We start from the raw sequence: 23,389 nt of genomic DNA, 5'->3' as shown, positions 1-23,389 counted from the left end.
GGTCAGCCTCAGAGCCAGTCGCGCTCGCGGGCGATCCGCCACGCCTCAAAGCGGGTGGACGCCCCGGTCTTCCCCATCGCCGCGGAGAGGTAGTTCCGCGTCGTTCCGGACGCCAGGTGCACCTCCGCGGCGATCCGTTCGACCGATCCGCCGCGTCCCGCAGCTTCGAGGACCTCGGCCTCCCGCTCGGTCAGCGGGGATTCCCCGGCACCGATCGCCGCGGCCGCGAGGTCCGGGTCGAGGTAGCGGCGTCCGGCGTGGACGGTACGCACCCCGGCCGCGAACTCTGCGGCGGTGGAGGTCTTGCGGACGAACCCGGGCACTCCGGCGGCGAGCGCCTGCTTGAGCTGACGGGGACGGCCGTGACTGGTGACGATGAGCACGGCGGCACCTGCAGTACCGGCGGGCTTCTCCCCCAACCGCCGTGCGGTCTCCACCCCGTCGATCCCGCCGAGCTGCAGGTCCATGACCACCACATCGGCGGTGTGGCCCGCATCCCACCAGTCCAGCAGCTCCTCGCCGGATCCGAGCGTGGCGAGGACCTCCAGATCCTCCTCCAGCCCGAGGAGGGTGGACAGGGAACTGGCGACGAGCGCCTCGTCATCTACGACGACAACCGTGATGGTGTTCATTGGTCCGCTCCTCTCAGCGTGACAGTGAAGAGGCTACCGTCACGTTCAGCGACCAGTGACGCCCCCGACGGCTCCGCCCGGCGTCGGATCCCGGCCAGTCCTGAGAGCCGGTCGATGTCCACCGCTACCCCGTCGTTGGTGACCGTCACCGTGTCCGGGGCAAGGGTCAGCCGCACCCACGTGGCGTCCGAGTGCTTGACCACGTTAGTCGTCGCCTCGCGCACCAGCCAGGCGGCGATCTCACGCAGCGGGCCAGGAAGCGCTGTCGGATCCCCCTCGACCGTCAGGGTGATGCCCGCGGACTCCAGCAGTTCCCGGGAACCGGTGATCTCGGTGGAGAGGTTCACGGTGCGGTAGCCCTCGACCACGTCATGCATCTCGGTGACCGACGCACTCGCCAGCGACTGCAGTTCGGCGAGCTCGGCGTCCAACCGGTCATCCCCGCGGACGGCGAGTGCCCGGGCGAGTTCGGTCTTCACGGAGATCGCGGCGAGGCGCTGGCCGAGGGTGTCGTGGAGTTCCTGGGCGAAGCGGAGGCGTTCCTCGCTGACCTGCAGTGCACTCTCGGTGATCCGGGCACGGTCGAGCTGCTTGGCGATGTTCACTGTCCACACGGAGAGCAGTGTCGTCATGAGGAAGAACGGGATGAACAGGGCCATCCACCAGAGCTCGCCGAGAACGACCGCAGTCACCACAGTGGCGGCCACGGTGACGGGCCAGTGGTACGGCAGCCACGGCATCACCGCGAGCGGCATGATCAGCAGCGACACGACGATGAGCGGCAGACCACCGTCGGAGGTCCCGTCGGACCCCAGCAGCGTCAGCAGAAGCCCCGCCGACCAGCAGGACGCCCCGAGCACCGTCGCGGAGGGCAGCAGCCAGGGCACGTCGCGGCGAGGGGCGGTGGTGAACTCGGTGCGGAGTTCGAGGACGGCGACACCCGCGGTGATGAGCAGCAGGGACGCGACGCTGTCGACGGTGGTGAGCCAGGCAGGCGGGGTGACGTCACCGACGTCACTGTTGACCTCGCCGGGCACGAAGGCGACGACGACCACCATGTACAGGCCGAAGAACACGACCATCGCCTCGAGCGACAGCCGTGTGTAGACGGCGAGTTTCGCGCCGCCGTCGAGGTCACGCCACATCCGGAAGGGATTCACGGCACCCATTGTGTCAGTTCCTGTCAGCTCCGGACGTCCCACTTCACCCACTTCGCGCCTGCCCACAGGCAGATGACCGCCCAGGCGGCCAGCAGGATCATCATCGGCCAGGTCTCACCGAGGACGCCGGTGAAGTCCAGCGGGGCAGCACCGTCATCGGCGATGCGCTGGGTCATGGTGTTGCCGGCCCAGCCGTACTGGGAAAGGTCGAAGACCAGGGCGAACGGGGTGCGTTCGATGACGCTGTTGACGCTGTCGGGGAACATCTGGCGGATGCTGCCCATCGAGGCGAACATGAGGATCATCACGGGCAATGAGGTGATCTGCGCGGCCTCCGCGTTCTTCGTCATACCACTGGTGACCAGTGCCAGGCCGGTGCAGACGGCGAGTCCGAGCAGGACGGCGACGATGACCGGGAGCACATTCACCGGCCCCGGTGCACCGAGGAGGACGAGGGCCACGGCCATGACGACGGTGAACACGACCGTGAGGACAGCACCGGGGAAGGAGAAGGCTCCGAGGATCTCGGCGTCCCGGGCCTCTCCGGTACGCAGCCGTTTCATCACACCCTCATCGCGACGGGTCGTGGCCATCGACAGCACCGTGTAGAACTGCACGAACATCAGGGCGAAAACCAGGAAGTACTCCAGGGCGATGGCTGCGGCGTCCGCGATACCGGCATCATCGGTCGCCCTGGTGACGAAGAACATCACGAGACCGAAGCCGAGAGGGAAGACAGCGGCGTTGATGAGCAGGGTGCGGTTGCGCGCGAACTGGAGGGTCTCGGCGCGGGCGAGAGCCGTGGTCCGGGTTGCGGTGGTCATGATTGATTCCTTTTCGTGTGTCTGTCTACGCAGCCTGTGCATCCGCACCGGCGATACGGCGGAAGACGCGTTCGAGGCTGGCGGGGCGGGCGGTGAAGTGGTCGAAGGCGATGCCCTGGCCGGCGGCCCAGGCGAGGAGCCGGTGGGTGTCCTCCTGCAACCGGGTGGTCTGGATCTGCAGCCGGTTGCCGTCGCGGGTGACGAGCGCGCCGGGGAAGTCGGGGAGACTCTTCACCCCGTTGCCTGGCAGCGTGGCGGTGATCTCCGCACCTTCGGCGGCGACGAGTTCGTCCAGGCTGCCTTCGACGGCGATGCGTCCGGCGTGCATGATCGCGATGCGGTCGGCGAGCCGTTCGGCTTCCTCGAGGTAGTGGGTGGTGAGGACCATGGTGACACCGCGGGCCTTGAGTCCGGCGAGCAGATCCCAGGTCCGGGCGCGGGACTCGGGGTCCAGGCCGGTGGTGGGCTCGTCGAGGAAGATGACGCGGGGGTCGTTGAGCAGTGCGCAGGCCAGGTCGAGGCGGCGCTGCTCGCCGCCGGAGAGGGAGCCGACGCGGGTGGTGAGGCGGTGGTTCAGGTCAACCTCGGCGAGGACTTCGTCGGTCGGACGGGGGGTCGAGCAGGTGCCGGCCCACATGCGCATGGTCTCTGCGACGGTGAGTTCCTTGGGGAGTCCACCGTTCTGCAGCATGATGCCGAGGTCGGGACGGACGAGGTCACGGTCGTCCTGCGGATCGTGGCCGAAGATGGCGACGGTGCCGTCGGTCGCGGCCGCCAGCCCCTCGATGACTTCGAGCGAGGACGTCTTACCGGCGCCGTTGGTGCCGAGGAGACCGTAGACCTCACCACGGTGGACATCGAAGCTGATGCCGTCGACGGCGGTGTAGGCGTCCTTCTTCTTTCCGGCGGGGCGGTAGGTACGGGTCAGGTCGCGCACCCGGATGACGGGGGCGGTGGTGGTTGCTGTGCTCATGCCTCCGATCGTGCCGGGGACGCGTCGTCGCTGGTAGAGGCGTTTGTCACGGGTTGTCGCGCATCTGTCACCGGGTTCGTGTGACAGGTGTCATGTCGTTCCGGCGCCGGACGGGCGTGAGGCACAGCCTCCGAAACCGGACCGCCCATACGTCACGGCAGGACCTTGACCACCCCGGCGTCCTCCCAGGCGTCGCAGAGGGTGCCGATGTCCCCGGAGTCCACGTCCGGGCCGACGCCGACCGCGAGGACGTGGTTGCCGATCCGCTCGACCACGCAGCCGGAGACGATGAGCTGCCCGGCCAGACGCTCCCGCAGGCCCGGTTCCTCCCCCGGATGCTCGTCGTCGACCAGCAGGCGGATCGTGGTGCTGCCGCCGTGCAGGACCAGCTCGTCGACGATCAATCCGCCGCGGGATTCCGAGCAGGAGACGATGTCCCCGTGGGTGAGGTGCGTGGCGACGACCGGGACGGAGCGGATGACATAGTTCCCGCCGCCGATGTCCCAGGTCACCAGGCTTTCACTGGTGACGCCCGCGGGACGCCCGGGGGCGGCGTCCAGACAGGCGGTGACGGTACGGACAGAGTTGGTGTTGTGTGGTGGGAGTGGTGTCGACCGGAGGTGGTGCTTCGGCTGAGTCATGACGCACCAGCATAGGCTCCCCTTACCTGCGCCGACAGGGTCACCACCGGATCGTGACGTATCTCACTACCGGAGGCCCCTCCACAGACGGAAGTCCTCACCACCAGGGGAACGCCCGGAGAGCCCGGAGCGCACCTCAGGAGGTGAGGACTTCAGGACGAGGAGTGTCACTCCTCGTGGGCGACGGCCTCGATGACCAGGGAATCCACCCCGTCGGCGATGTGCGGGTCAACGTCGACCTGCACCGTGTCGCCGTCGCGGACCTCACCGGCGAGCAGCTTCTTCGCCAGTGCGTCCCCGATCGCCTTCTGGATCAGACGACGCAGCGGACGGGCACCGTAGGCCGGCTCGTAACCACGCTCGGCGAGCCATCCCTTCGCAGCCTCCGTGACCTGCAGGTCCAGACGACGGGCGGCCAGCCGCTCCGCGAGCTGCCGGACCTGGATCTCCACGATGGACTTCAGCTGTTCGGCAGACAGGGACTCGAAGATCACCACGTCGTCGAGACGGTTGATGAACTCCGGCTTGAAGGCGTGCTTCACCGCGTCCATCACCTGTTCGTCCGTGCCACCGGCACCCAGGTTCGAGGTCAGGATCAGGATCGTGTTGCGGAAATCCACGGTCCGGCCCTGGCCGTCGGTCAGGCGTCCTTCATCGAGAACCTGCAGCAGCACGTCGAAGACATCCGGGTGCGCCTTCTCGACCTCGTCGAACAGCACCACGGTGTACGGGCGACGCCGTACGGCCTCGGTGAGCTGTCCACCGGCGTCGTAGCCGACGTATCCGGGGGGAGCACCGACAAGTCGGGCCACGGAGTGCTTCTCGCCGTACTCGGACATGTCGATCCGGACCATGGCATGGTCGTCGTCGAAGAGGAACTCCGCCAGCGACTTCGCCAGCTCGGTCTTACCGACACCGGTCGGACCGAGGAAGAGGAAGGAACCGGTCGGACGGTCCGGGTCGGCGACACCCGCCCGGGAACGACGCACCGCGTCAGAGACAGCGGTGACGGCGTCCGTCTGACCGACGACACGACCACCGAGCACCTGCTCCATGGCGAGCAGCTTCTCGGTCTCACCCTGCAGCATCTTGCCGGCAGGGATGCCGGTCCAGGCGGCGACGACCTCGGCGATGGTGTCCGGGGTGACCTCCTCGGTGAGCATGCGCTCCTCCTCGGCCTTGGCGGCGGACGCCTCAGCCTCGGCGAGCTCCTTCTCCAGCTCCGGGATACGGCCGTAGCGCAGTTCGGCGACCCGGGCGTAGTCCCCGTCGCGCTCGGCGATCTCGGACTCGGTCTTCAGCGAGTCCAGTTCCTCCTTGAGGGAGCGGACCGCGTCGATGGAACCCTTCTCGTTCTCCCAGCGTGCGGTGAGTCCGGACAGCTTCTCACGCTCGTCCTCGAGTTCGGCGCGCAGCTTGACCAGACGGTCCTTGGACGCGTCATCGGTCTCCTGGCTCAGCGCCATCTCCTCGATCTCGAGGCGACGGACGATGCGCTCGGCGTCGTCGATCTCCTCGGGACGCGAGTCGATCTCCATGCGCAGCCGGGACCCGGCCTCGTCGACGAGGTCGATGGCCTTGTCCGGCAGGAAACGGCTGGTGATGTACCGGTCAGACAGCGATGCTGCAGCGACCAACGCGGAATCCTGGATCCGGACGCCGTGGTGGACCTCGTAGCGCTCCTTGAGGCCACGGAGGATGCCGACGGTGTCCTCCACCGTCGGCTCACCGACGTAGACCTGCTGGAAACGACGCTCCAGGGCGGCGTCCTTCTCGATGTACTTCCGGTACTCGTCGAGCGTGGTCGCACCGACCAGACGCAGCTCACCACGGGCGAGCAGCGGCTTGATCATGTTGCCGGCGTCCATCGCGGAATCACCGGTCGCACCGGCACCGACGATGGTGTGCAGCTCGTCGATGAAGGTGATGACCTCGCCCTCAGCCTCCTTGATCTCGTCGAGGACAGCCTTGAGGCGTTCCTCGAACTCGCCGCGGTACTTCGCACCGGCGACCATGGAGCCGAGGTCGAGGGAAATGAGCTTCTTGCCACGCAGCGACTCGGGCACGTCACCGGCGACGATGCGGCGGGCGAGGCCTTCGACGATGGCGGTCTTGCCGACGCCGGGCTCACCGATGAGGACCGGATTGTTCTTCGTGCGGCGGCTCAGCACCTGGACGACACGACGGATCTCCTGGTCACGACCGATGACCGGGTCGATCTTGCCCTCGCGCGCACGGGCGGTGAGGTCGGTGGAGTACTTCTCCAGGGCCTGGAACTGGCCTTCGGGCTCCTCGGTGGTGACCTTGCGGTTGCCGCGGACGGACTCGAAGGCGCCACGGACGGCCTCGAAGGTGGCGCCACGGTTCTGCAGTGCCTCGGCGGCGTCACCGGCGCCCTTGGCGATGCCGGCGAGCAGGACCTCGGTGGAGACATAGGTGTCACCGAGTTCAGCGGCGAGCTCCTGGGCCGCGGTCAAGGCGTTGAGTGCGTCCCGGTTGAAGTTCGGGTTGGCCAGGCCGTCACCGGCGGCGGTGGCGTAACCGGCGACGAGGTCGCGGGCGTCCTCGAGGACTCCGTCAGCGTCCACACCCGCGGCCTGGAGGACCGGGCGGGCGATGGAATCCTCCTGCTCGAGGATCGCGACCAGCAGGTGGGCCGGACGGATGTCCGGATTGCCCTTCGCCGAGGCAGACTGCAGTGCGGCCTGCATGGCCTCCTGGGTACGGGTGGTGGGGGTGAAACCGCTCATGTGACTCCCTCTCTGTCTCGACTGGACTCTGCTGCGCTAGTTTAGCGCCGCGCTGTCAACTCTGCGTTTCTGACTGTTCCAACGCGTCTTAGGTTGAGCCTGTTCCACTCAAGTGAGGGATATTGTGTGAAGTGTGTCACTTGTCCAGGTCGGGGAACGTCAGCGCCAGTGACGATGATCCACCGCCACCACCCCGCCATGTCGAATACCGCACCTCCCCCTTCACCGCCTGCCGGAAAGTGACCAGGTGATTTTCCTGAACCGGATGGACGGGGTGCGGTATCCCACATCCACCTCCCACATCCACCTCCCACATCCTCCAGACCCCGACTGACCGTCGGCGTCGGACTGCTGGTCATGGCGAAGCAGGACTGAGCTTCTGCGGCCGCTCCGCGAGAGCGTCCACCACCGCCTCGGCGACCCGCCGGTTCGCCGGGAAGACCCGGGTCCGCTGTCCGGGACGTCCGAATCCCTCCCGCACCGGGTCGGAGGTCGACGGCCCCACCAGGAACAACCTGCCCCGCACCACACCGTCCGCCCCGACTGCACGGTTGTCCCTGTCAACGACGAACACCGAATCCGCTGCACCGGACGCCCCGGTCCCGGCGACGAGTTCCCCGTCCGCCAACAGGCCACGCAGCACCGGATCCGTCACCGACGACACCGTGACCTGTGCCAACCGGGCATCCACCAGATGGTCGGTGGTGACCGGGGCGCCGCCGACCACGGGACTGTCGGCATGGAAACGCCCGTCGACACGCCGGAACCGGGTGTCCGGACCGAGGAACCGGACCAGCCCGGCGCGGTGCAACGCCAGCAGGTTGCCGAGCCGCTCCGGCGGCGGCCCGGAGCACACGTAGGAGAACGATCCCTCGACCTGCGCGACGAGTGACCGGTCCCCGTCTCCGAGCAGTCCCCCGGCGAGCAGCGAGTGCAGGACGACGTAGGACGCCACCAGCGTGCTGTACAGCACACCGTCCTGCGGATGCCGCCGGTCGGTCGCCCGACCGAGGTTCGTCGACACGACGTTCTCCACTTCGCGCTCCACGGCCTGGCGGCCAGGGAAGGCGAGGCCGTCGAGCGGGCGGTCGATGCGGTGAAGGTCCAGCGGCTCGTCGGTGACGGCCGCCCACTGGCTGCGCAGTTCGGCGTCCAGCAGTCGCTGCAGGTGACCGGGCACCAGTTGTCCGTCGGCTGTCCGCGGTACCCGGTCGAGGGTCTCCGGGACCAGGTGACGCAGTTCCACGGCCGGAGGTCCGTCGACGGGCTTCGACCGGTAGGGCACCCCGCGCCGCGACCCGACCCACAGCACCGGTTCCCGCCCGGAGGGGACGTAGGTCGGGACGGGTTCGCCGGCACGGCGGTCGAACCGGCCGCCGCGTCCTTCGGTGAGGATCTCCATGAGGTCGATGAAGGCGAGACCGAACCCGCGCACGAGCACGTCCTCCCCCGCCGGGATCGCGGAGAAGTCCTGGTCGACGGTGTAGCCGGGTGGGATGTGCCCCTCCCCGACCGTGCCTGCATCGCCAGGGTCGACGTCGAGGTGCCCCTGGGCCAGCAGCACCACGTCTGCCCGGAGTTCCGTGCCGTCCGCCAGGCGCACCTGCCGGATACCACCGTCCGACGGAGTGACGTACTCCGCCCGGGTGCGGTGTCCGGTGACAGTGACGCCGGGGTGTGCCGCAGGGTCGGTGAGTGCTGCGACAGCGCGGTCGAAGGCGTCACTCAGGTAGCCCGCGGCGTCCCTGCGGGGGACGAAGCGCCGTCCACCCGCCCACTCCGCGAGCCCGGGACCACCCACCGCCGCCGGGACACCGGGATCGCCGTCGGCGTAGACGGTGATCTCGTCGGAGGTGTTGTTCATCCACACCTCGGCCGGCTGGTCGGCGCGCCAGATGCGGCCGGGACCGGCCGGGTACGGGTCGATGACGTGGATGTCGGTCGGCGGAACGGTCGGGAGAGCAGCCGTCGCCAGAAGAATGCCTGTGGTACGCGGCCCGGCACCGACGATCACCAGTGTCCGGCTCATGCACTGACCTGGGCCGCGAGAGCGAGGAGACCGATGACGTCCGTGATGTGGCGGACCTCCCCTGCCACCCCGTCCGAGGTGTGGAAGCGGTCGCCGACGACGGTGACCGTCGGCAGTTCCCCCTGCGGGGGACGCGGCACGATGGACGGACCCTTGACCGACCACGGCTGCCCGACCGAGTCGGTGCCGGTGGCGTCAACGTAGTGGACCTTGTCCCGGTCGATGAAACGGTGGGTGACCTCGTCGCGGATCTCGGCGTCGGGTTCCCAGGAGGTCCACAGGGCACGGACGGCGGCGACGACATCGGGGACCTCACCCCACGCTGCGTCGACGGGGGCTGCGGGTCTGCGTCCGATGGCGTCGGCGGCGGCGTCCGAGGTCTGGGCGACGGGCGACCATCCGGCGCGCCCGGTGGCAGCGTAATCGAGGGTGGCGGTGGAGGTGGCGACGTGGAACGGTTCCGTGTGCGTCACCGGTACCTCGGGCACGATGCGCAGCCGGGTGGTCTGCGGGGCGAGCCAGGCGGCGAGGGTGACGGCGTTCTGTCCGGAGGTGTAGTCGTCGCCGAGAACGAGAAGGTAATCGTCGGCACCCCTGCCGGACGCCAGGTCAAGCGCGCGGGCGGTGGCGGACAGCGCGTCAAGGTCGAGCGCTGCAGTCGGGGAGACGTGGATGGCGGTGGTCATGCGGAAACCTCCTGGCTGGTGGGAACGGCGGTCGGGAAAGCACCCGGGACGTACGCGGGCAGATCGAGGTTGTCGCGCAATGTGGTGCGTCCGTGGCTGCCGGGATAGCCGGTCCGGTACACACCACGGTCCTGCAGTTCGGGGACGACCCGGTCGACGATCTCGTCGAGACCGCCGGGGGTGATGTGCGGGACGACGATGAAGCCGTCGGCGGCACGCTGCTGCGTCAGCTCGTCGAACCGAGCGGCGACCTGGGCCGGTGTGCCGATGAGGGTGCCGCCGCGGCCGGAGACCTCGGTGACGAGTTCACGGATGGAGAGGTTCTTCTCCTCCGCCAGCGCCCGCCAGCGCCGGGCGACCGCACCGTAGTCCTTCTCGTGGCGGACGCGGCCGCGGGTGATGTCGGCGTTGTCGAGGTCGGGACCGACCTCCGGCAGCGGGCCGTCGGGATCGTAGTCGGAGAGGTCCCGGCCCCACACCTGTTCGAGGAAGGCGATCGCGCCAGGCCCGTGGACCTGGGCGTGCCGGACCTCCCGGTACCGTTCCTGTGCCTCGGCCTCGGTGTCCCCCAGGACGACGGAGATGCCGGGGTAGATCCTCAGGGAATCGGGATGCCGCCCCACGGCCGCGAGTCGCCGGTCGATGTCGGTGCGGAAGGCCTTCCCGTCCTCCGCCTCGGAGTGGGCGGAGAAGATGACCTCGGCGTGACGGGCCGCGAAGTCGCGACCCTCCTCGGAGTCCCCGGCCTGGAAGATGACCGGCGAAATCTGCGGAGACTCCGGCACAGGGAAGATGCCGTGGACGTCGACAAAGTCGCTGTGCCAGTCGAAGGAACCGTCGCCGGTATGCCCTTCACTGCCGCTGTGGGACTCCCACAAGGTGCGGGCGAGGGAGACGACGTCGGCGGCGCGCCGGTAGCGGTCGGCACCGTCGAGGTAGCCACCGCGCCGGAAGTTCGCCCCGGTGAAGGCGTTGTGACTGGTGACGACATTCCACGCGGCACGGCCGGCGGAGACGCGGTCGAGCGTGGCGAGGGTGCGGGCGAGATCGTAGGGCTCGTTGAAGGTCGAGTTGAAGGTACCGGTCAGTCCGATGTGGGTGGTGACGGCGGCGAGGGCGGAGAGGACGGTGGCGGTCTCGGGGCGTCCGACGACGTCCTGGTCGAAGATCTGTCCCTTGTGTTCGCGCAGCCGCAGGCCCTCGGCGAGGAAGAGGAAGTCGAACAGCCCGCGTTCGGCGGTCCGGGCGAAGTGCTCGAAACCGGCGAACTCGATATGGGAGCCGGAGTCGGGGTCGGCCCACACGGTGGTGTTGTTGACGCCCGGGAAGTGGGCGGCGAGGTGGACCTGTCGTTTGTCGTTACTCATGGTGTGCTCCGATCAGGGAAGAGACGGTAGGGAGGGTGGGGACGGCGGCGAGGAGGCCGGTGGTGACATCGCTGCCGGGCCGGATGAACAGTTCCTCGGCAGGCCCGTGGTCGACGACCTGTCCGGACGCCATGACCGCGACCTCATCGGCGATGTCGCGCACCACGGCGAGGTCATGGCTGATGAAGAGGTAGGTCAGGCCGAGCTCGTCCTGCAGGTCGGTCAGCAGGTCGAGGATCCGGGCCTGCACCGAGACATCGAGGGCGGAGACGGGTTCGTCGAGGACGAGCAGCTCCGGTTCGACGGCCAGTGCCCGGGCGATGGCGACGCGCTGGCGTTGCCCGCCGGACAGTTCGGCGGGGCGGCGGTCGGCGGCATCCGACGGCAGGGCGACCTGGTCGAGGAGGTCGGCGACGCGTGCTGCACGGGAGGAGCGGTCGCCGATACCGAAGCCGACGAGGGGTTCGGCGACCGTCTCGGCGACGGTGAACCGGGGGTCGAGGGAGCCGGTGGGGTCCTGGTGGATCAGTCGGGCACGACGGGACAGGGCGACGGCGTCCCCGCCCCGTCGGCCACGGATACCCCGACCGTCGAGTCGACGGCCGAGGACCGTGGCCTCGCCGGCGTCGAAGGGTTCAATGCCCAGCAGGATGCGGGCGGTGGTGGACTTGCCGGAGCCGGACTCGCCGACGATGCCGAGGGTGCGGCCGGGGGCGAGGGTGAGGTCGACGCGATCGACGGCGGGCGCGGTGCCCCGCCGGAAGACCCGGGTCAGTCCACGGGCGGCGATGACCGGCTCCGCGCCCTCCACCGCCCGGATCGCCCGCTGCGCCGCCCGGCCGGGGACGGCGGCGACGAGGTCGCGGGTGTAGCCCTCCTGCGGATCGGTGAGCACGGCCTGCGCCGTGCCCTGTTCCACGATCCGACCGTCCTTGAGCACCACGATGCGGTCGGCACGGGCGTAGGCAACGCCGAGGTCGTGGGTGATCAGCAACAGTGCTGCCCCGGTCTCCCTGACGCGCTGTTCAAGCAGGTCGAGCACCTGTTTCTGCACGGTGACGTCGAGGGACGAGGTCGGTTCGTCGGCGATGACGAGCTCCGGTTCTCCGATGAGAGCCAGGGCGATGAGGACGCGCTGGCGTTGGCCGCCGGAGAGTTCACGGGGATGCCGACCGGCATGGAGGGCGGCGTCCAGTCCGACGGCGGTGAGTGCGTCGGCGACGCCGCGGTGTACCGCGGCACGACCGGTGGCACCGTTCTGCCGCACGGCCTCGGCGAGCTGACTGCCGATGGTGCGCACCGGGTTGAGGCCATCGCCGGTGTCCTGCGGGATGTAGCCGACACCGCCGCGGTACAGGCGGCGCCAGGTCGCGGGACCGGCTGCTGTCGTGTCCGTCCCGAGAATCCGGTGCTCCCCGGCGGTGACGGTGGGGCCTGCGCCGCAGAGTCCGACGGCCGCGCGGGCAGTGGTGGACTTGCCGGAGCCGGATTCGCCCACCAGGGCGACGATCTCCCCGGCCGCCAGGGAGAGGCCGAGGCCGTGGACGACGGTCCGGTCGCCGTAGGCGACAGTCAGGCCGACGAGATCGAGGACGCTGCCGCCGTGCGCCGGGTAGGGCGGGCGCGGACTGGCCGCGTCCGCACGGGTCGTGGTTGCTGTGGTGGTCATGATGTGCTCCTGGTGGTTGTGGTGGTGAGGGTGCGGGAGAGGTGGTTGACGGAGATGACGGTCGCGGCGATGACGAGGCCCGGGAGGGTGGTCAGCCACCAGGCGCTGGCGAGGTAGCTGCGCCCGTCGGCGACGAGCAGACCCCATTCGGGTGTCGGCGGGGGTGCGCCGAGGCCGAGGAAGCTCAGGGCGGAGACCGACAGGAGAGCGGTGCCGAACTCCAGTACCGCCAGTCCGGCGAGCGGGCTCACGGCGTGCGGCAGGATATGGCGGGCGAGGATGCGTCCGGTGCCGACACCTGAGAGCCGGGCAGCCTCGACGAAGGCGCTGGTGCGCCAGCGCAGCACCTCGGTGCGCGCCACCCGGACGAAGGTCGGCACGGAGGCGACACCGACGGCGACGGCGACCTTGCCGGGGCCGAAACCGAGTCCGGCGACGACGGCGATGGACAGCAGCAGACTGGGCACGGACTGCAGGACGTCGGTGAGGCGGGAGAGGAACGGGTCGAGGGCGCCACCGACATAGCCGGCGACGGTGCCGATGAGGCTGCCGGCGACGACGGCGACCGCGACGGCCAGCGCGGCGGTGACGACGGATTCACGGGTACCGTGGATGACCCGGGTCCACACGTCCCGACCCAGGTGGTCGGTGCCGAAGAGGTGGCTGAAACCCGGAGACTGCAACCGGTCCAGTGGCTTTCCGACGAGGGGGTCCGCGGAGGTGAACAGGCCGGGCGCCACGGCCCAGGCCAGGACGACGACGAGGACGAGTACGGCGAGGACAGTGCCGGGTCCGATGCGGCTGGGGCGGGTGCGGGTGGCGGGTGCGGGCCGGGTTCCGGCGGTCGCGGTGATGACAGTCATGCGGACACCGTCTCCTTCGTTTCGTCGGGGGCCCCGGGCTCAGCGGCGGCAGGGCGGGTGGTCCGGGTGCGGTCGTCCACCACCGGCAGCAGCAGGTCGGTGATGATGTTGACGACCACGAAGATCACCGCGGAAACGGTCACCACGCCCAGCACCACCGGGATGTCCTGCGAGGTCACGGACGTGACGAGGAGGCGGCCCAGTCCGTTGCGGGTGAAGACGGTCTCCACGACGACCGCGCCGCCGAGGAGTTGGCCGGTGAGGACACCGCCCACCGCGAGCAGCGGACCCAGGGACGCCCGTAGTGCGTGTGTGGTGAGCAGGCGTGGGGTTGTGTAACCGGCGGCGCGGAAAGTGGTGGTGAACTGCTGCCGCCAGCTGGAGGCGAGACTGCGCTGGAGGACCTGGCCGACGGTCGCGGCGACCGGAACGGCGAGTGTCACGGTGGGCAGAACGAGTCCGGCGGGCCCGGTGCCGCCCAGCGCCGGTACCCAGCCGAGGCGGAAGGAGAAGATCTGCAGCAGGAGCAGCCCGACCCAGAAAGTGGGGAGGGAGACGCCCAGCACCGGGAGCCCGGAGAGCGCGTCACCGACCCGGCGCAACCACGGTGACCGTGCGGTGGTCGCGGCGACGGCGACGAGGGCGGTCACCGTGCCGACGACCCCACCGAGGACGAGTGCGGCGACCGCCAGTCCGAGGGTGGTGGACAGGGTTTCCGCGAGAGAGGTGGCGACGGCGTCCCCGGTGAGGTACGAGGAGCCGAGGTCACCGGTGAGCAGGCCACCGAGGGCGGCGAGGTACTGGCCGGGCAGGGACCGGTCGAGGCCGTACTGTCGGCGCAGCTCATCGATCTGTTCCGGGGTGGCGTCCGACTGTCCGGAGCCGGAGAGCATGGTGGCGACCGGGTCACCGGGCAGGGCGTAGAGGATGAGGAAGGTGAGGGTCCAGGCGGCCCACACTATGATCACCCCGTAGAGGACGCGTTGCAGGATGTACATCTATGCTCCTTCGCTCAGCCAGGTGTCGACCAGCTGGAGGCGGCTGGAGGCCTCGTAGCGGTATCCGTGCACGTCGGGGGCGGTCGCGGAGATTCCGGAGAGTTCGACGAGGGGGATGACGTTGCCGTCGGTGACGAGTCGGGTGGTGATGTCGGAGACGGTGGCTGCCCGGGCAGCGGTGTCGGTGGTGGCGAGACTGTCGCGCAACAGGTCATCGACGGGGCCGGCGGGGCGGTTGTTGACGTTGCGTCCGTCCGCGTCGAAGACGGTGCGCAGCACGTCGGGGTCGGAACGGGTGAGATTGTAGAACTCCACGTCGTTGGTGCGGGCCTGCTGGGCAGCGGAGGTCTCGGCCATGGTCTGCTTCTTCAGTTGCAGGTCCACGCCGACGGCACGGAGCTGCTGCTGGACGAGTTCGAGGAACGGGGCGGTCTGCCAGTAGCCGACCGGGATCACCAGACGTGTCCCGTCCTTCGTGCGGAAGCCGTCATCGTCACGGCCGGTCCACCCGGCCTCGTCAAGCAGCCGGTTCGCCGTGTCCGGGTCGTACCGGAGAAGATCAGACTGGTCGGCGTAGCCGGGAGTGGTGGATCCGAGAACGGAGGTCGCAGCCTTCTGCCGTGTGGAGAGGACCGCGGTGAGTTCCTCCCGGTTGATCGCGGCATTCACCGCCTGCCGGACGCGGGTGTGGGCGAACGGGCCCTTCTTCCAGTTGGGGAACAGGGAGTAGTTCACGCCGGGGTTGGGCCGGTCGATGACCGGGAAGCCGGACTGGTCGAGGAGTTCCTCGTCCTGGGGTTGGACGGCGGTGTCCACGTCGATCTGGCCGGAGGCGAGGCTGCCGTTGCGGACGCCGGACTCGGGGACCACGGTGAAGTCGATGCCGTCGAGGTAGGCGGGGCCCTCGTGCTCTGCGAGGGAGGACGCCCACCGGTAGTTCTCATTGCGGACCAGCGAGGCACCGCCGGAGGAACTGAAGTCGGTGAGCCGGAACGGGCCGGTGCCGACGAGGTCACCGGTGCAGCGTTGTTCCGGGGTCTCCGCCAGCGTCGACGGGGCGTAGAAGCCGAGGGTCATCGTGGAGCTGGCCTGGAGGAACTGCGCGTTGGGATCTGTGAACCGGACGGTGACGGTACGGGGGTCAGGGGTGTCGATGCCCGCCAGCCCGGCGAGGTAGGTGGAGCCGAGCGAGGATTTCGCACCGAGGTCGACGATGCCCTCGAAGTTGTCCTTGACCGACTGTGCGGTGAACGGGGTGCCGTCGGTGAAGGTGACGCCGTCACGCAGGTGGAAGGTGAAGGTGGTCGAGTCGTCGCTGATATCCCAGCTCTCGGCGAGCCAGGGGACGATCTCCCCGGTCTCCGGGTCCTGGTCGGTCAGTGAGTCGGTGATCTGCCGGGAGACGTTGAGGGCGGTGTTGTTGCCGACCTGTTGGCCGTCGGCGCAGGTGATGTCCGCGTCGAAGGCGACGCGCAGCGTCCCTCCGGTCACCGGCGGGCCGGTGTAGTCGTCGTCACCCTGACCGACGGCGGTGCCGCAGGAGGTGAGGACGCCGAGGCCGAGTGAGACCGTGAGGCCGGCCGCCGCCGTCACTGCAATAGACCGAGCTGTCTGCATGGAGGGCAACGCTAGTCCGGGCCTGCCCCGGCCCACACCCTTATGATCACCACGAACAGAAAACGTGCTGTGACAGAATGAACCCATGAGTCACGAGCCGTCCCACCCCGGGTCCCGACATTTCCGTGCCGTCAGCGCACCGGACCTGTCCACCCTCTCCGGCGCCGTGAACGCGACCTATGACCGGCTCGACGACCTCGTCGCCACCGCGCACGGGCACTACCGGCGCCTCGCGCCTCCGCTCGGCGATGTGCCGCAGCCGACCACCGTCGACGGCACCTCCCTCCCACCCCATGTCCCGGACGTGGCCTGGGTCCGCCGCGCCGCGCTCACCGCCGCCGACGGCCTGACCGCCACCGCCTCCGGATTCGCGAACTTCGACGACAACAGCACCGCGTTCCTCGCCGACCTCGGGCGCGACCTGCGCAAGAACGGCATCACCATCGAGCATGTCGCCGCCGCCGCAGAATCCCTCGGCCGCGCCCTGTGCGGCCTCTACAACTTCCCCTACCCCGGCACCGACCTCACCTACCAGGCCGCCGAAGAAGCGGGCATCCCCGTCGGCCTCACCGAACTACTGCAGACCGTGGATCTCGGCGTCCGCATCGCCGCTCTCGGCGCGGTCGAAGACGAGGACGCCGGCATCCCCGCCGCCTCCGACGCCGAGGTCCTCGAGATCCAGCAGCGTTCCCCGCGCATCACGGTGGTCCGACTGACCGCCACCCCGCCGCAGACCGGCTGGGCCGGACAGTTCCTCGAGGCCCGCTCCCCGGGCGACCCCGACCGGTGGCAGGTGGTGGCGTCCTCCATCCCGCCGAACCACGGTGGCCTGCTGGAGTTCCCGTTCTTCCACCCGGCCGACACTCCCCCGGAGGTCAGCGTCGGCGAGCACTGGGTGGTCGCCAACCCGACCGGCGGACTGGAACTGTCCGCGGACACCCCGACGCTGATGATCGCCCTCGGCGCCGGCCTCGCCCCGCTGCGTGCCCTCATCCTGGACGCCTCGACCCGCGACACGGTCCCGCCGGTGCACCTCTACTGGCAGGTCGACAACCCCGATGACCTGCACGAGTACACCGGCATGCTGGGGTTGGCAGGGGTTTCCGGCTGGCTGACCTTCACCCCGGTCGTCACCGACGCCACTGCCACCGGGGACGCCGCCTGGTTCGACACCCCGGAGCGCGAACGCTTCACCATCTACTCCCGCCCCGGCCCCGAGCAGCTGGTCAACGGCGAGGAACTGCGCCACGGCACCGCTGCCGATGTTGCGGTCGCCGACAATGCCGGCAACACCTGGGCAGGACGCCGCGTCCTTGTCGCCGGTGGACCGGAGGACGCCACGGCAGTCAACGAGGCGGTCAGCGTCCTCACCGCTGCCGGCGTCGACCCCGCGATGATCACCGCGGAGTCGATGTGACCGACCTGGCCCTCGAACCGGCGGAGATCACCGCCCCCTTCGTCATCCTCTCCGAGGGACAGTGGCCGGACGTGCCGACCGACTGGCCGTGGCACAGCCACTCCGTCCACGAGCTGGTGTGGGTCCGCCACGGCACCATGACCTCCCGGGTCCGCACCGACGACGGGGAGCAGCTGTTCACCGTCCAGGAGGGACGCGCCGTCTGGTTGCCCGCGGGTACCCCACACTCCGGGCAGGTCACGGCGAATGTCATCCTGTGCGACGCCTTCTTCTCCCCCGAGCGCACCCCGGTCGCCTTCCTCCGTCCGACCGTCGTGGAGATGACGCCTGTCCTGGAATCACTGCTCACCCACCTGGCCCGCCCCGATCTGGCGGACGCCGCCCGAGCCCGTGCCGAGGCGGTGGTCTTCGATGTCCTGGAGCCGGCAGCGGACCAGTTCTCCCTGCCGGTCCCCGACGACCCGCGGATCACCCGGATCGTCGACACCCTGCTTGCCGATCCCGCCTGTCCGCGGGCCCTCGACGGGTGGGCCCGGGACCTCGGTATCAGTGAGCGGACCGTGACGCGTGCCTTCCGCGAGTCCACCGGCCTGACCTACGGTCAGTGGCGGCAGTCGCTACGGATCCGTCATGCGGTGACGCTGCTGTCAGCGGGCCACCGCGTCCACGAGGTCTCCGACCAGCTCGGATACACCCAGCCCAGCACCTTCATCGCCGCCTTCCACAAGGTGACAGGGCAGACCCCCGGTGCCGTCGCCTAGTCGGGGCGTGTCCGGATTTCCATGTCCGGTGTCCGAAACTCATGATTGCGGACATCATTCACCCGTCCATATACTTTCCGGGTTAGGTAACGCGTACCTGACAGGAAGGAAGAGGACATGACCGGTGGCGGAGAGCCCCTGCAGGGCACCGACCTGATGCTCGGCTACGGCAGCGGCAACGCCACCAGCACCGTCATCGACGGCGTGTCCGTCTCCTTCTCCCCCGGTACCGTCACCGCCCTCGTCGGCCCCAACGGTTCCGGCAAGTCCACCCTGCTGCGGTCCCTGGCCCGACTGCACCCGGTCACCGCCGGCGCCGTCACCCTCGACGGTCACGACACGACCCTGCTCTCACCGAAGGCCTTCGCCCGCCGCGTCACCCTGTTCGCCCAGTCCCGGCCGACCCCCGACGGGCTCACTGTCACCGAGGTCGTCGCCTTCGGACGTCACCCGCACCGGAAGCGGTTCGCCGGTCTCACCGACGCCGACCAGGCCGCGATCGACCACGCCCTGGAGATCACCGGGTTGACCGGCAGGCGGGAACGCCCGGCGTCCGCCCTGTCCGGCGGTGAGATGCAACGGGTCTGGCTGGCCGCCTGCCTGGCGCAGGACACCGGCGTCCTCCTCCTCGACGAGCCCACCAACCACCTGGACCTGCGGTTCCAGACCGAGATCCTCGACCTGCTGCGCGACCTCGCCGAGGACCGGCAGACCACCGTCGGCGTGGTCCTCCACGACCTCGATCACGCGGTGCGCGTCGCCGATGAGGTGCTGCTGCTCCACGAGGGCCGCGTCCACGCCGCCGGCACCCCGGTCGAGGTCTTCACCGCGGAGAACATCAGTCTCGCCTACGGCGTCCCCGTCGATGTCGGCGTGGATCCCCGCACCGGGCGTCTGCGCATCGACCCTGTCGGACGCCGTCCCTACCCTTCCCTGGAACTGAAAGAGAACTCATGAAGCTCACCCGAGTCCTCGCCGCCACCGGCGTCATGACCCTTGCCCTGACTGCCGCGTCCTGCGGCACCACCGATTCCGACGACGAGGCGTCCTCCTCCGACGTCCCCACCTCGAATGCCGAGGGCTGCGACGGCGACATCGCCACCTCCACCGACCCGGTCTCCCTGACCGACGGTCTCGGCCGCACGGTCGAGCTCGACCAGCCGGCGAAGCGCGTCGCCGTGCTGGAGTGGCAGGAGATGGAGGACGCCATCAGCCTGTGCGTCGACCCGGTGGCCGTCGCCTCCCCGGACTCCTACTCCCGGTACGTCTCCGCCGAGAAACTGCCGGAGGACGCGGTCAACGCCGGCGAGCGCGGCGAGCCGGACTTCGACGCCCTCTACGGTGCCGACCCGGACCTCATCATCCTCGAGACCTTCGACCCGGACGACGAGACCCTCAAGAAGCTCGAGGAGCGTGACGTGCCCGTGCTCGTCACCACGGGCGCGGACACCGACGACCAGATCGGCAACGTCAAGGACGTCATGTCCATGATCGGTGAGGCCACCGGCCGCTCCGAGCGTGCCGATGAGCTCAACCAGGAGTTCGACGACGCCATCGCCGCGACGAAGGAGAAGGTCGCCGACACCGTCGCCGCCCTGCCGACGAACAAGTTCCTGTACATGGACGGCTGGGTGGAGTCCGGCAACCTCACCATCCGTCCGTATACCTCCGGCGCGCTGATGACCCAGATGGGCGAGCAGCTCGGCCTGACCTCCGCCTGGACCGACGAGGTCAACGAGTCCTACGGTTCCGGCGGTGTCGACGAGCAGTACGGTCTCGCGCAGACCGACATCGAGGGCCTCACCGCCGTCGGGGACGCCAACCTCTTCTTCTCCGGCGCGACGCAGGCCGCCGATGACCCGGAGAACTACGTCACCGCCATGGAGAAGAACCCGATCTGGAACAACCTGCCCGCCGTGAAGGACGGCCGGACCGCCCAGTTCTCCTCCAGCCTGTGGACCGCCGGTGGCCCGCGCTCCTGCATCGCCCTGCTCGACGCCTACGTCGAGGCCCTGGACCAGATCAGCAAGTGATCCGTCCCCGTACCGCCCTGAGTGCCGCCGGCCTGATCAGCGGTCTCGCCGCCGCGCTCGTCCTCGTCGGCGCGTGGCACATCACCCAGGGCACCTCGGGGCTCAGCCTGACCGACCTGCTCAGCGGGGACCACGGTGACATCATCACCGGCTCCCGACTGCCACGACTGTTCGCCGGTGTCGCCGTGGGTGCGGCCCTCGGTGTCGCCGGCATGCTGCTGCAGTCGGTGACCCGCAACCCGATGGCCTCCCCCGATACCCTCGCGGTGACCGCCGGGTCCTATGTGGCCCTGTGCGCGGTCGCCGCTTTCGGCCTCTCGGTGCCGCTGTGGGCGTCCTCGCTCGTCGCCTTCGCCGGTGGGCTCGTCGCCGCCGCCGTGGTCCTCGGCCTGGCCGGGGCCTGGGGCGGTAACTCGTCGACGGCCACGACCCGGCTGATCCTCGCCGGCTCGGCCATCGCCATGGCGCTCGACGCCGTCTCCGGCATGCTGCTCATCCTGTTCAAGGAGGGCACCACCGGCCTGTTCGCGTGGGGTTCCGGTTCACTGGCGCAGCTGAGTATCGATGCCTCTCAGCGTGCCGTCCCTGCGATCGTCGCAGTGATCGTGCTCATGCTGCTGATGTCCCGTCGACTGGACGCCCTGGCCCTGTCCGACGATGACACGGCCACCACCCTGGGCGTCCCGGTGCGCTCGACCCGTCTGTTCGCCCTGCTCGGCGCGGTACTGCTGACCTCGACCGCGGTGACGCTGGCCGGGCCGCTCGCCTTCGTCGGACTGGGTGCCCCGGTGCTCACCCGGCTCCTCGCCTCCAAGGTTCCGGCACTGCACAACCACCTGGTCTCCCTGCCGGTCTCCGGACTCATCGGTGCCCTGCTGGTGCTGCTGTCGGACGCCGGCCTGCGGGCACTGCTCGGCGCGGCCGGTGCTACCGCGGTACCGACCGGGATCCCCACCGGGATACTGGGCGGCATCCTCATCGTGGTGCTCGCGCTGCGGCTACGGGACGCCGGGTCGTCACGCGGTGCGACCTCCGGTTCCGGACGCACCGGCGCGCAGGTACGGTCGCGGCGCAGGTACCTCGTCGTCGTGGTGGCCTCGGTGGTGCTGCTGGTCGCAACGGTGATTGTCGGCATGCTCGCCGGCTCCCTGTGGCTGAAGACCGGCGACATCATGCTCTGGCTGCAGGGCGCCGCCCCGCGACTGGTCGACGGTGCCCTCGATGACCGGGTGCCACGGGTGCTGGCCGCCGTGACCGCGGGTGCCGCCCTCGGCCTGTCCGGCTGCGCGGTACAGGGAACGGTCCGTAATCCGCTGGCTGATCCTGGCCTGCTGGGCATCACCGCCGGAGCCGGACTCGGTGCGGTGGCCGTGGTGACACTGGCCCCGGACCAGGGGCGTCCCGCACTGGTCATCGCCGCGGTGGCCACCGGGCTGCTGACTTTCGCGGTCATCGCCGCCCTGTCCGGTCGGGGCGGTCTCTCCCCGGACCGGTTCGTTCTGGTGGGCATCGGTACCGGGTACGCACTGTCGTCGTTGACCACGTATCTTCTGCTGCGCTCGGACCCGTGGAACACCCCGCGGATCTTCACCTGGCTGTCCGGCACGACCTACGGGCGTGGTTTCTCCGACGTACTGCCGGTGGTCGTGGTGCTGGTCGTGGCACTGCCGGTGCTGTGGTCGATGCACCGTGACCTGGATCTCATGTCAGTCGACGACGACACCCCACGCATCCTCGGGCTGCGTCCCGGTCGCACCCGCCTTGTGCTGCTGTCGGTCGCCGCGCTCCTCGCCGCGATGGCGGTCGTGGCGGTGGGCACCGTCGGCTTCGTCGGGCTCGTCGCCCCGCACCTGGCGCGCTCACTGGTCGGGGCCCGGCATGTCCGCGTCATCCCGGTGTCCATGCTGCTCGGTGCGGTGCTGGTCGGAGTCGCCGACATCCTCGGCCGTACCCTCATCGCCCCGTCGCAGATCCCGGTGGGGCTGATGACCGCCCTGATCGGCGCGCCGTACTTCGTGTGGCTGCTGCGGAAGAGTTAGTCCTCCTGCTCGCCGAGGGCCCGCACACCCTTGGCGTGGATGTCGACGCCGCTGACCTTCAGGTCGCGGTCGTGCCCGGCGAGGACCGGCAGGCCCTTACGGACCTTGTCCACCCGGTTCGGGTCGATGTCGACGAGGAGCACCTGGGAGACATACCCGGTCTCGGCGAGCCGCGCCCCGTCCGGTCCGATGACCATCGAGTGGCCGATACCCGTCGGCCCGTCATTGACCCCGTAGCGGTCCGGGGATCCGGGGCGCGACTGGCCGGCGGCGACGAGGTAACTGGTGGTGTCCAGGGCCCGGGCCGAGGTCAGGGTGCGCCACTGGCCGAGCTTGCCCGGCCCGTCAGTCCAGGACGTCGGCACGACCATCACCGTCGCGCCCGCCTTCGCCAGCGCGTAGAAGTGCGCCGGGAAACGGATGTCGTAGCAGGTCGCCAGACCGATGGTGACACCGTCGATCTCGTAGACCACTCTCCGGTCGCCGGGCTTGACCGTGTCGGACTCGCGGTAGCCGAAGGCGTCGAAGGTGTGGATCTTGTTGTAGTGGTCGGTGCCGTGCGGGCCGGTGACCAGCAGCGTGTTGTAGACCCGGCGGAACCGGTTGGTCTCCCCCGCCCCGGCGATCGGCTCGGTGGTGCGTCGTCCGTCCGGATACCGGTAGACGGTGTCGGCCGGGGTGAACATGCCGACCACCACGGTCACGTCGTGCTCGACGGCGGCCTTCGTCACCGCGGTGGCGAAGGGTCCCGACAGCGGCTGCGCGACGATGTCGAGGCGTCCCGCATCGAAGGGGAACATCGCCGCCTCGGGGAAGACCACGAGGTCAGCGCCCAGGCGCGCGGCCTCGGTGATGTAAGTGCGGATGGTCGTCAGGTTCGTCGCCACATCCGGTTCGGAACTCATCTGGATCGCTGCGATGCGCATGGGT

The 23,389-nt window shown here is 69.4% G+C and carries 19 protein-coding genes; 5 read left to right on the top strand and 14 right to left on the bottom strand.

The features are described 5' to 3' along the window. Positions 1 to 8: 8 nt before the first annotated feature. The 13 genes from Q0A27_RS12790 to Q0A27_RS12730 form a co-directional block, all read right to left on the bottom strand. Entirely contained in the window at positions 9 to 632 is a 624-nt protein-coding gene (locus Q0A27_RS12790; RefSeq protein ID WP_291476054.1) for a response regulator transcription factor, read from the bottom strand. After that, positions 629 to 1,801, bottom strand: coding sequence for a histidine kinase (locus tag Q0A27_RS12785; protein ID WP_291476052.1), 1,173 nt, complete (start codon positions 1,799 to 1,801; stop codon positions 629 to 631). The genes Q0A27_RS12790 and Q0A27_RS12785 overlap by 4 nt, the downstream gene beginning before the upstream one ends. A 14-nt stretch (positions 1,802 to 1,815) precedes the next feature. After that, positions 1,816 to 2,616, bottom strand: coding sequence for an ABC transporter permease (locus tag Q0A27_RS12780; RefSeq protein WP_291476050.1), 801 nt, complete (start codon positions 2,614 to 2,616; stop codon positions 1,816 to 1,818). Between the two features lie 25 nt (positions 2,617 to 2,641). Next, the gene (locus tag Q0A27_RS12775; RefSeq protein WP_291476048.1) at positions 2,642 to 3,589 is read right to left on the bottom strand and encodes an ABC transporter ATP-binding protein; all 948 of its coding nucleotides are present in this window, start codon (positions 3,587 to 3,589) and stop codon (positions 2,642 to 2,644) included. Between the two features lie 152 nt (positions 3,590 to 3,741). Continuing rightward, on the bottom strand, positions 3,742 to 4,230 hold the full coding sequence (locus Q0A27_RS12770) for a DUF4265 domain-containing protein (protein WP_291476046.1): 489 nt from the start codon (positions 4,228 to 4,230) through the stop codon (positions 3,742 to 3,744). Positions 4,231 to 4,397: 167 nt separating this feature from the next. Continuing rightward, positions 4,398 to 6,980, bottom strand: a complete 2,583-nt coding sequence (gene clpB / locus Q0A27_RS12765) for an ATP-dependent chaperone ClpB (protein ID WP_291476045.1) — start codon at positions 6,978 to 6,980, stop codon at positions 4,398 to 4,400. A 355-nt stretch (positions 6,981 to 7,335) separates the two neighbouring features. Beyond that, positions 7,336 to 9,009 carry an FAD/NAD(P)-binding protein gene (locus Q0A27_RS12760; RefSeq protein ID WP_291476041.1) on the bottom strand — a complete coding sequence of 558 codons (1,674 nt, stop codon included), beginning with the start codon at positions 9,007 to 9,009 and terminating at the stop codon, positions 7,336 to 7,338. Continuing rightward, a complete protein-coding gene (locus tag Q0A27_RS12755; protein WP_291476039.1) occupies positions 9,006 to 9,695 on the bottom strand; it encodes an LLM class flavin-dependent oxidoreductase in 690 nt (229 codons plus the stop codon). The genes Q0A27_RS12760 and Q0A27_RS12755 overlap by 4 nt, the downstream gene beginning before the upstream one ends. Beyond that, positions 9,692 to 11,062 carry an NtaA/DmoA family FMN-dependent monooxygenase gene (locus Q0A27_RS12750; protein ID WP_291476037.1) on the bottom strand — a complete coding sequence of 457 codons (1,371 nt, stop codon included), beginning with the start codon at positions 11,060 to 11,062 and terminating at the stop codon, positions 9,692 to 9,694. The genes Q0A27_RS12755 and Q0A27_RS12750 overlap by 4 nt, the downstream gene beginning before the upstream one ends. Continuing rightward, a complete protein-coding gene (locus Q0A27_RS12745; RefSeq protein ID WP_291476036.1) occupies positions 11,055 to 12,731 on the bottom strand; it encodes an ABC transporter ATP-binding protein in 1,677 nt (558 codons plus the stop codon). Before Q0A27_RS12745 ends, Q0A27_RS12750 begins: the two co-directional genes overlap by 8 nt. Next, positions 12,728 to 13,594 (bottom strand): ABC transporter permease, encoded by an 867-nt coding sequence (locus tag Q0A27_RS12740; protein WP_291476034.1) that lies wholly within the window; start codon positions 13,592 to 13,594, stop codon positions 12,728 to 12,730. The genes Q0A27_RS12745 and Q0A27_RS12740 overlap by 4 nt, the downstream gene beginning before the upstream one ends. Further along, complete coding sequence (locus Q0A27_RS12735) at positions 13,591 to 14,592, bottom strand: ABC transporter permease (protein WP_291476032.1); 1,002 nt, start codon at positions 14,590 to 14,592, stop codon at positions 13,591 to 13,593. The genes Q0A27_RS12740 and Q0A27_RS12735 overlap by 4 nt, the downstream gene beginning before the upstream one ends. Next, positions 14,593 to 16,209, bottom strand: coding sequence for an ABC transporter substrate-binding protein (locus Q0A27_RS12730; protein ID WP_291476030.1), 1,617 nt, complete (start codon positions 16,207 to 16,209; stop codon positions 14,593 to 14,595). Between the two features lie 85 nt (positions 16,210 to 16,294). Here Q0A27_RS12730 and Q0A27_RS12725 point away from each other — a divergent pair, with 85 nt between their 5' ends. From Q0A27_RS12725 to Q0A27_RS12705, 5 genes are all read left to right on the top strand, one after another. Continuing rightward, complete coding sequence (locus Q0A27_RS12725) at positions 16,295 to 17,626, top strand: hypothetical protein (protein WP_291476028.1); 1,332 nt, start codon at positions 16,295 to 16,297, stop codon at positions 17,624 to 17,626. Continuing rightward, positions 17,623 to 18,387, top strand: a complete 765-nt coding sequence (locus Q0A27_RS12720) for an AraC family transcriptional regulator (protein WP_291476027.1) — start codon at positions 17,623 to 17,625, stop codon at positions 18,385 to 18,387. Before Q0A27_RS12725 ends, Q0A27_RS12720 begins: the two co-directional genes overlap by 4 nt. A gap of 117 nt (positions 18,388 to 18,504) precedes the next feature. Next, positions 18,505 to 19,344 carry an ABC transporter ATP-binding protein gene (locus Q0A27_RS12715; RefSeq protein WP_291476025.1) on the top strand — a complete coding sequence of 280 codons (840 nt, stop codon included), beginning with the start codon at positions 18,505 to 18,507 and terminating at the stop codon, positions 19,342 to 19,344. Then, complete coding sequence (locus Q0A27_RS12710; protein ID WP_291476023.1) at positions 19,341 to 20,420, top strand: ABC transporter substrate-binding protein; 1,080 nt, start codon at positions 19,341 to 19,343, stop codon at positions 20,418 to 20,420. The genes Q0A27_RS12715 and Q0A27_RS12710 overlap by 4 nt, the downstream gene beginning before the upstream one ends. Continuing rightward, positions 20,417 to 22,459, top strand: coding sequence for an iron ABC transporter permease (locus Q0A27_RS12705; protein ID WP_291476021.1), 2,043 nt, complete (start codon positions 20,417 to 20,419; stop codon positions 22,457 to 22,459). Before Q0A27_RS12710 ends, Q0A27_RS12705 begins: the two co-directional genes overlap by 4 nt. On the opposite strand, the gene Q0A27_RS12700 is transcribed toward Q0A27_RS12705, so the two are convergent. Beyond that, positions 22,456 to 23,385: a carbon-nitrogen hydrolase family protein gene (locus Q0A27_RS12700; RefSeq protein ID WP_291476019.1), complete on the bottom strand. Its 930-nt coding sequence runs from the start codon at positions 23,383 to 23,385 to the stop codon at positions 22,456 to 22,458. The genes Q0A27_RS12705 and Q0A27_RS12700 overlap by 4 nt on opposite strands. Positions 23,386 to 23,389: the final 4 nt, after the last annotated feature.

This window comes from Corynebacterium sp., assembly GCF_022712275.1.
Classification (GTDB): domain Bacteria; phylum Actinomycetota; class Actinomycetes; order Mycobacteriales; family Mycobacteriaceae; genus Corynebacterium.
The sequence above is the reverse complement of the archived record's forward strand: the minus strand, read 5'-3'. Positions and strand labels throughout refer to the sequence as shown.

What these genes read in the sequence shown, in the direction of transcription:
- Q0A27_RS12790 (WP_291476054.1), bottom strand. Translation starts at nt 632, where the DNA reads ATGAACACCATCACGGTTGTCGTCGTAGATGACGAGGCGCTCGTCGCC.
- Q0A27_RS12785 (WP_291476052.1), bottom strand. Translation starts at nt 1,801, where the DNA reads ATGGGTGCCGTGAATCCCTTCCGGATGTGGCGTGACCTCGACGGCGGC.
- Q0A27_RS12780 (WP_291476050.1), bottom strand. Translation starts at nt 2,616, where the DNA reads ATGACCACCGCAACCCGGACCACGGCTCTCGCCCGCGCCGAGACCCTC.
- Q0A27_RS12775 (WP_291476048.1), bottom strand. Translation starts at nt 3,589, where the DNA reads ATGAGCACAGCAACCACCACCGCCCCCGTCATCCGGGTGCGCGACCTG.
- Q0A27_RS12770 (WP_291476046.1), bottom strand. Translation starts at nt 4,230, where the DNA reads ATGACTCAGCCGAAGCACCACCTCCGGTCGACACCACTCCCACCACAC.
- clpB (WP_291476045.1), bottom strand. Translation starts at nt 6,980, where the DNA reads ATGAGCGGTTTCACCCCCACCACCCGTACCCAGGAGGCCATGCAGGCC.
- Q0A27_RS12760 (WP_291476041.1), bottom strand. Translation starts at nt 9,009, where the DNA reads ATGAGCCGGACACTGGTGATCGTCGGTGCCGGGCCGCGTACCACAGGC.
- Q0A27_RS12755 (WP_291476039.1), bottom strand. Translation starts at nt 9,695, where the DNA reads ATGACCACCGCCATCCACGTCTCCCCGACTGCAGCGCTCGACCTTGAC.
- Q0A27_RS12750 (WP_291476037.1), bottom strand. Translation starts at nt 11,062, where the DNA reads ATGAGTAACGACAAACGACAGGTCCACCTCGCCGCCCACTTCCCGGGC.
- Q0A27_RS12745 (WP_291476036.1), bottom strand. Translation starts at nt 12,731, where the DNA reads ATGACCACCACAGCAACCACGACCCGTGCGGACGCGGCCAGTCCGCGC.
- Q0A27_RS12740 (WP_291476034.1), bottom strand. Translation starts at nt 13,594, where the DNA reads ATGACTGTCATCACCGCGACCGCCGGAACCCGGCCCGCACCCGCCACC.
- Q0A27_RS12735 (WP_291476032.1), bottom strand. Translation starts at nt 14,592, where the DNA reads ATGTACATCCTGCAACGCGTCCTCTACGGGGTGATCATAGTGTGGGCC.
- Q0A27_RS12730 (WP_291476030.1), bottom strand. Translation starts at nt 16,209, where the DNA reads ATGCAGACAGCTCGGTCTATTGCAGTGACGGCGGCGGCCGGCCTCACG.
- Q0A27_RS12725 (WP_291476028.1), top strand. Translation starts at nt 16,295, where the DNA reads ATGAGTCACGAGCCGTCCCACCCCGGGTCCCGACATTTCCGTGCCGTC.
- Q0A27_RS12715 (WP_291476025.1), top strand. Translation starts at nt 18,505, where the DNA reads ATGACCGGTGGCGGAGAGCCCCTGCAGGGCACCGACCTGATGCTCGGC.
- Q0A27_RS12710 (WP_291476023.1), top strand. Translation starts at nt 19,341, where the DNA reads ATGAAGCTCACCCGAGTCCTCGCCGCCACCGGCGTCATGACCCTTGCC.
- Q0A27_RS12700 (WP_291476019.1), bottom strand. Translation starts at nt 23,385, where the DNA reads ATGCGCATCGCAGCGATCCAGATGAGTTCCGAACCGGATGTGGCGACG.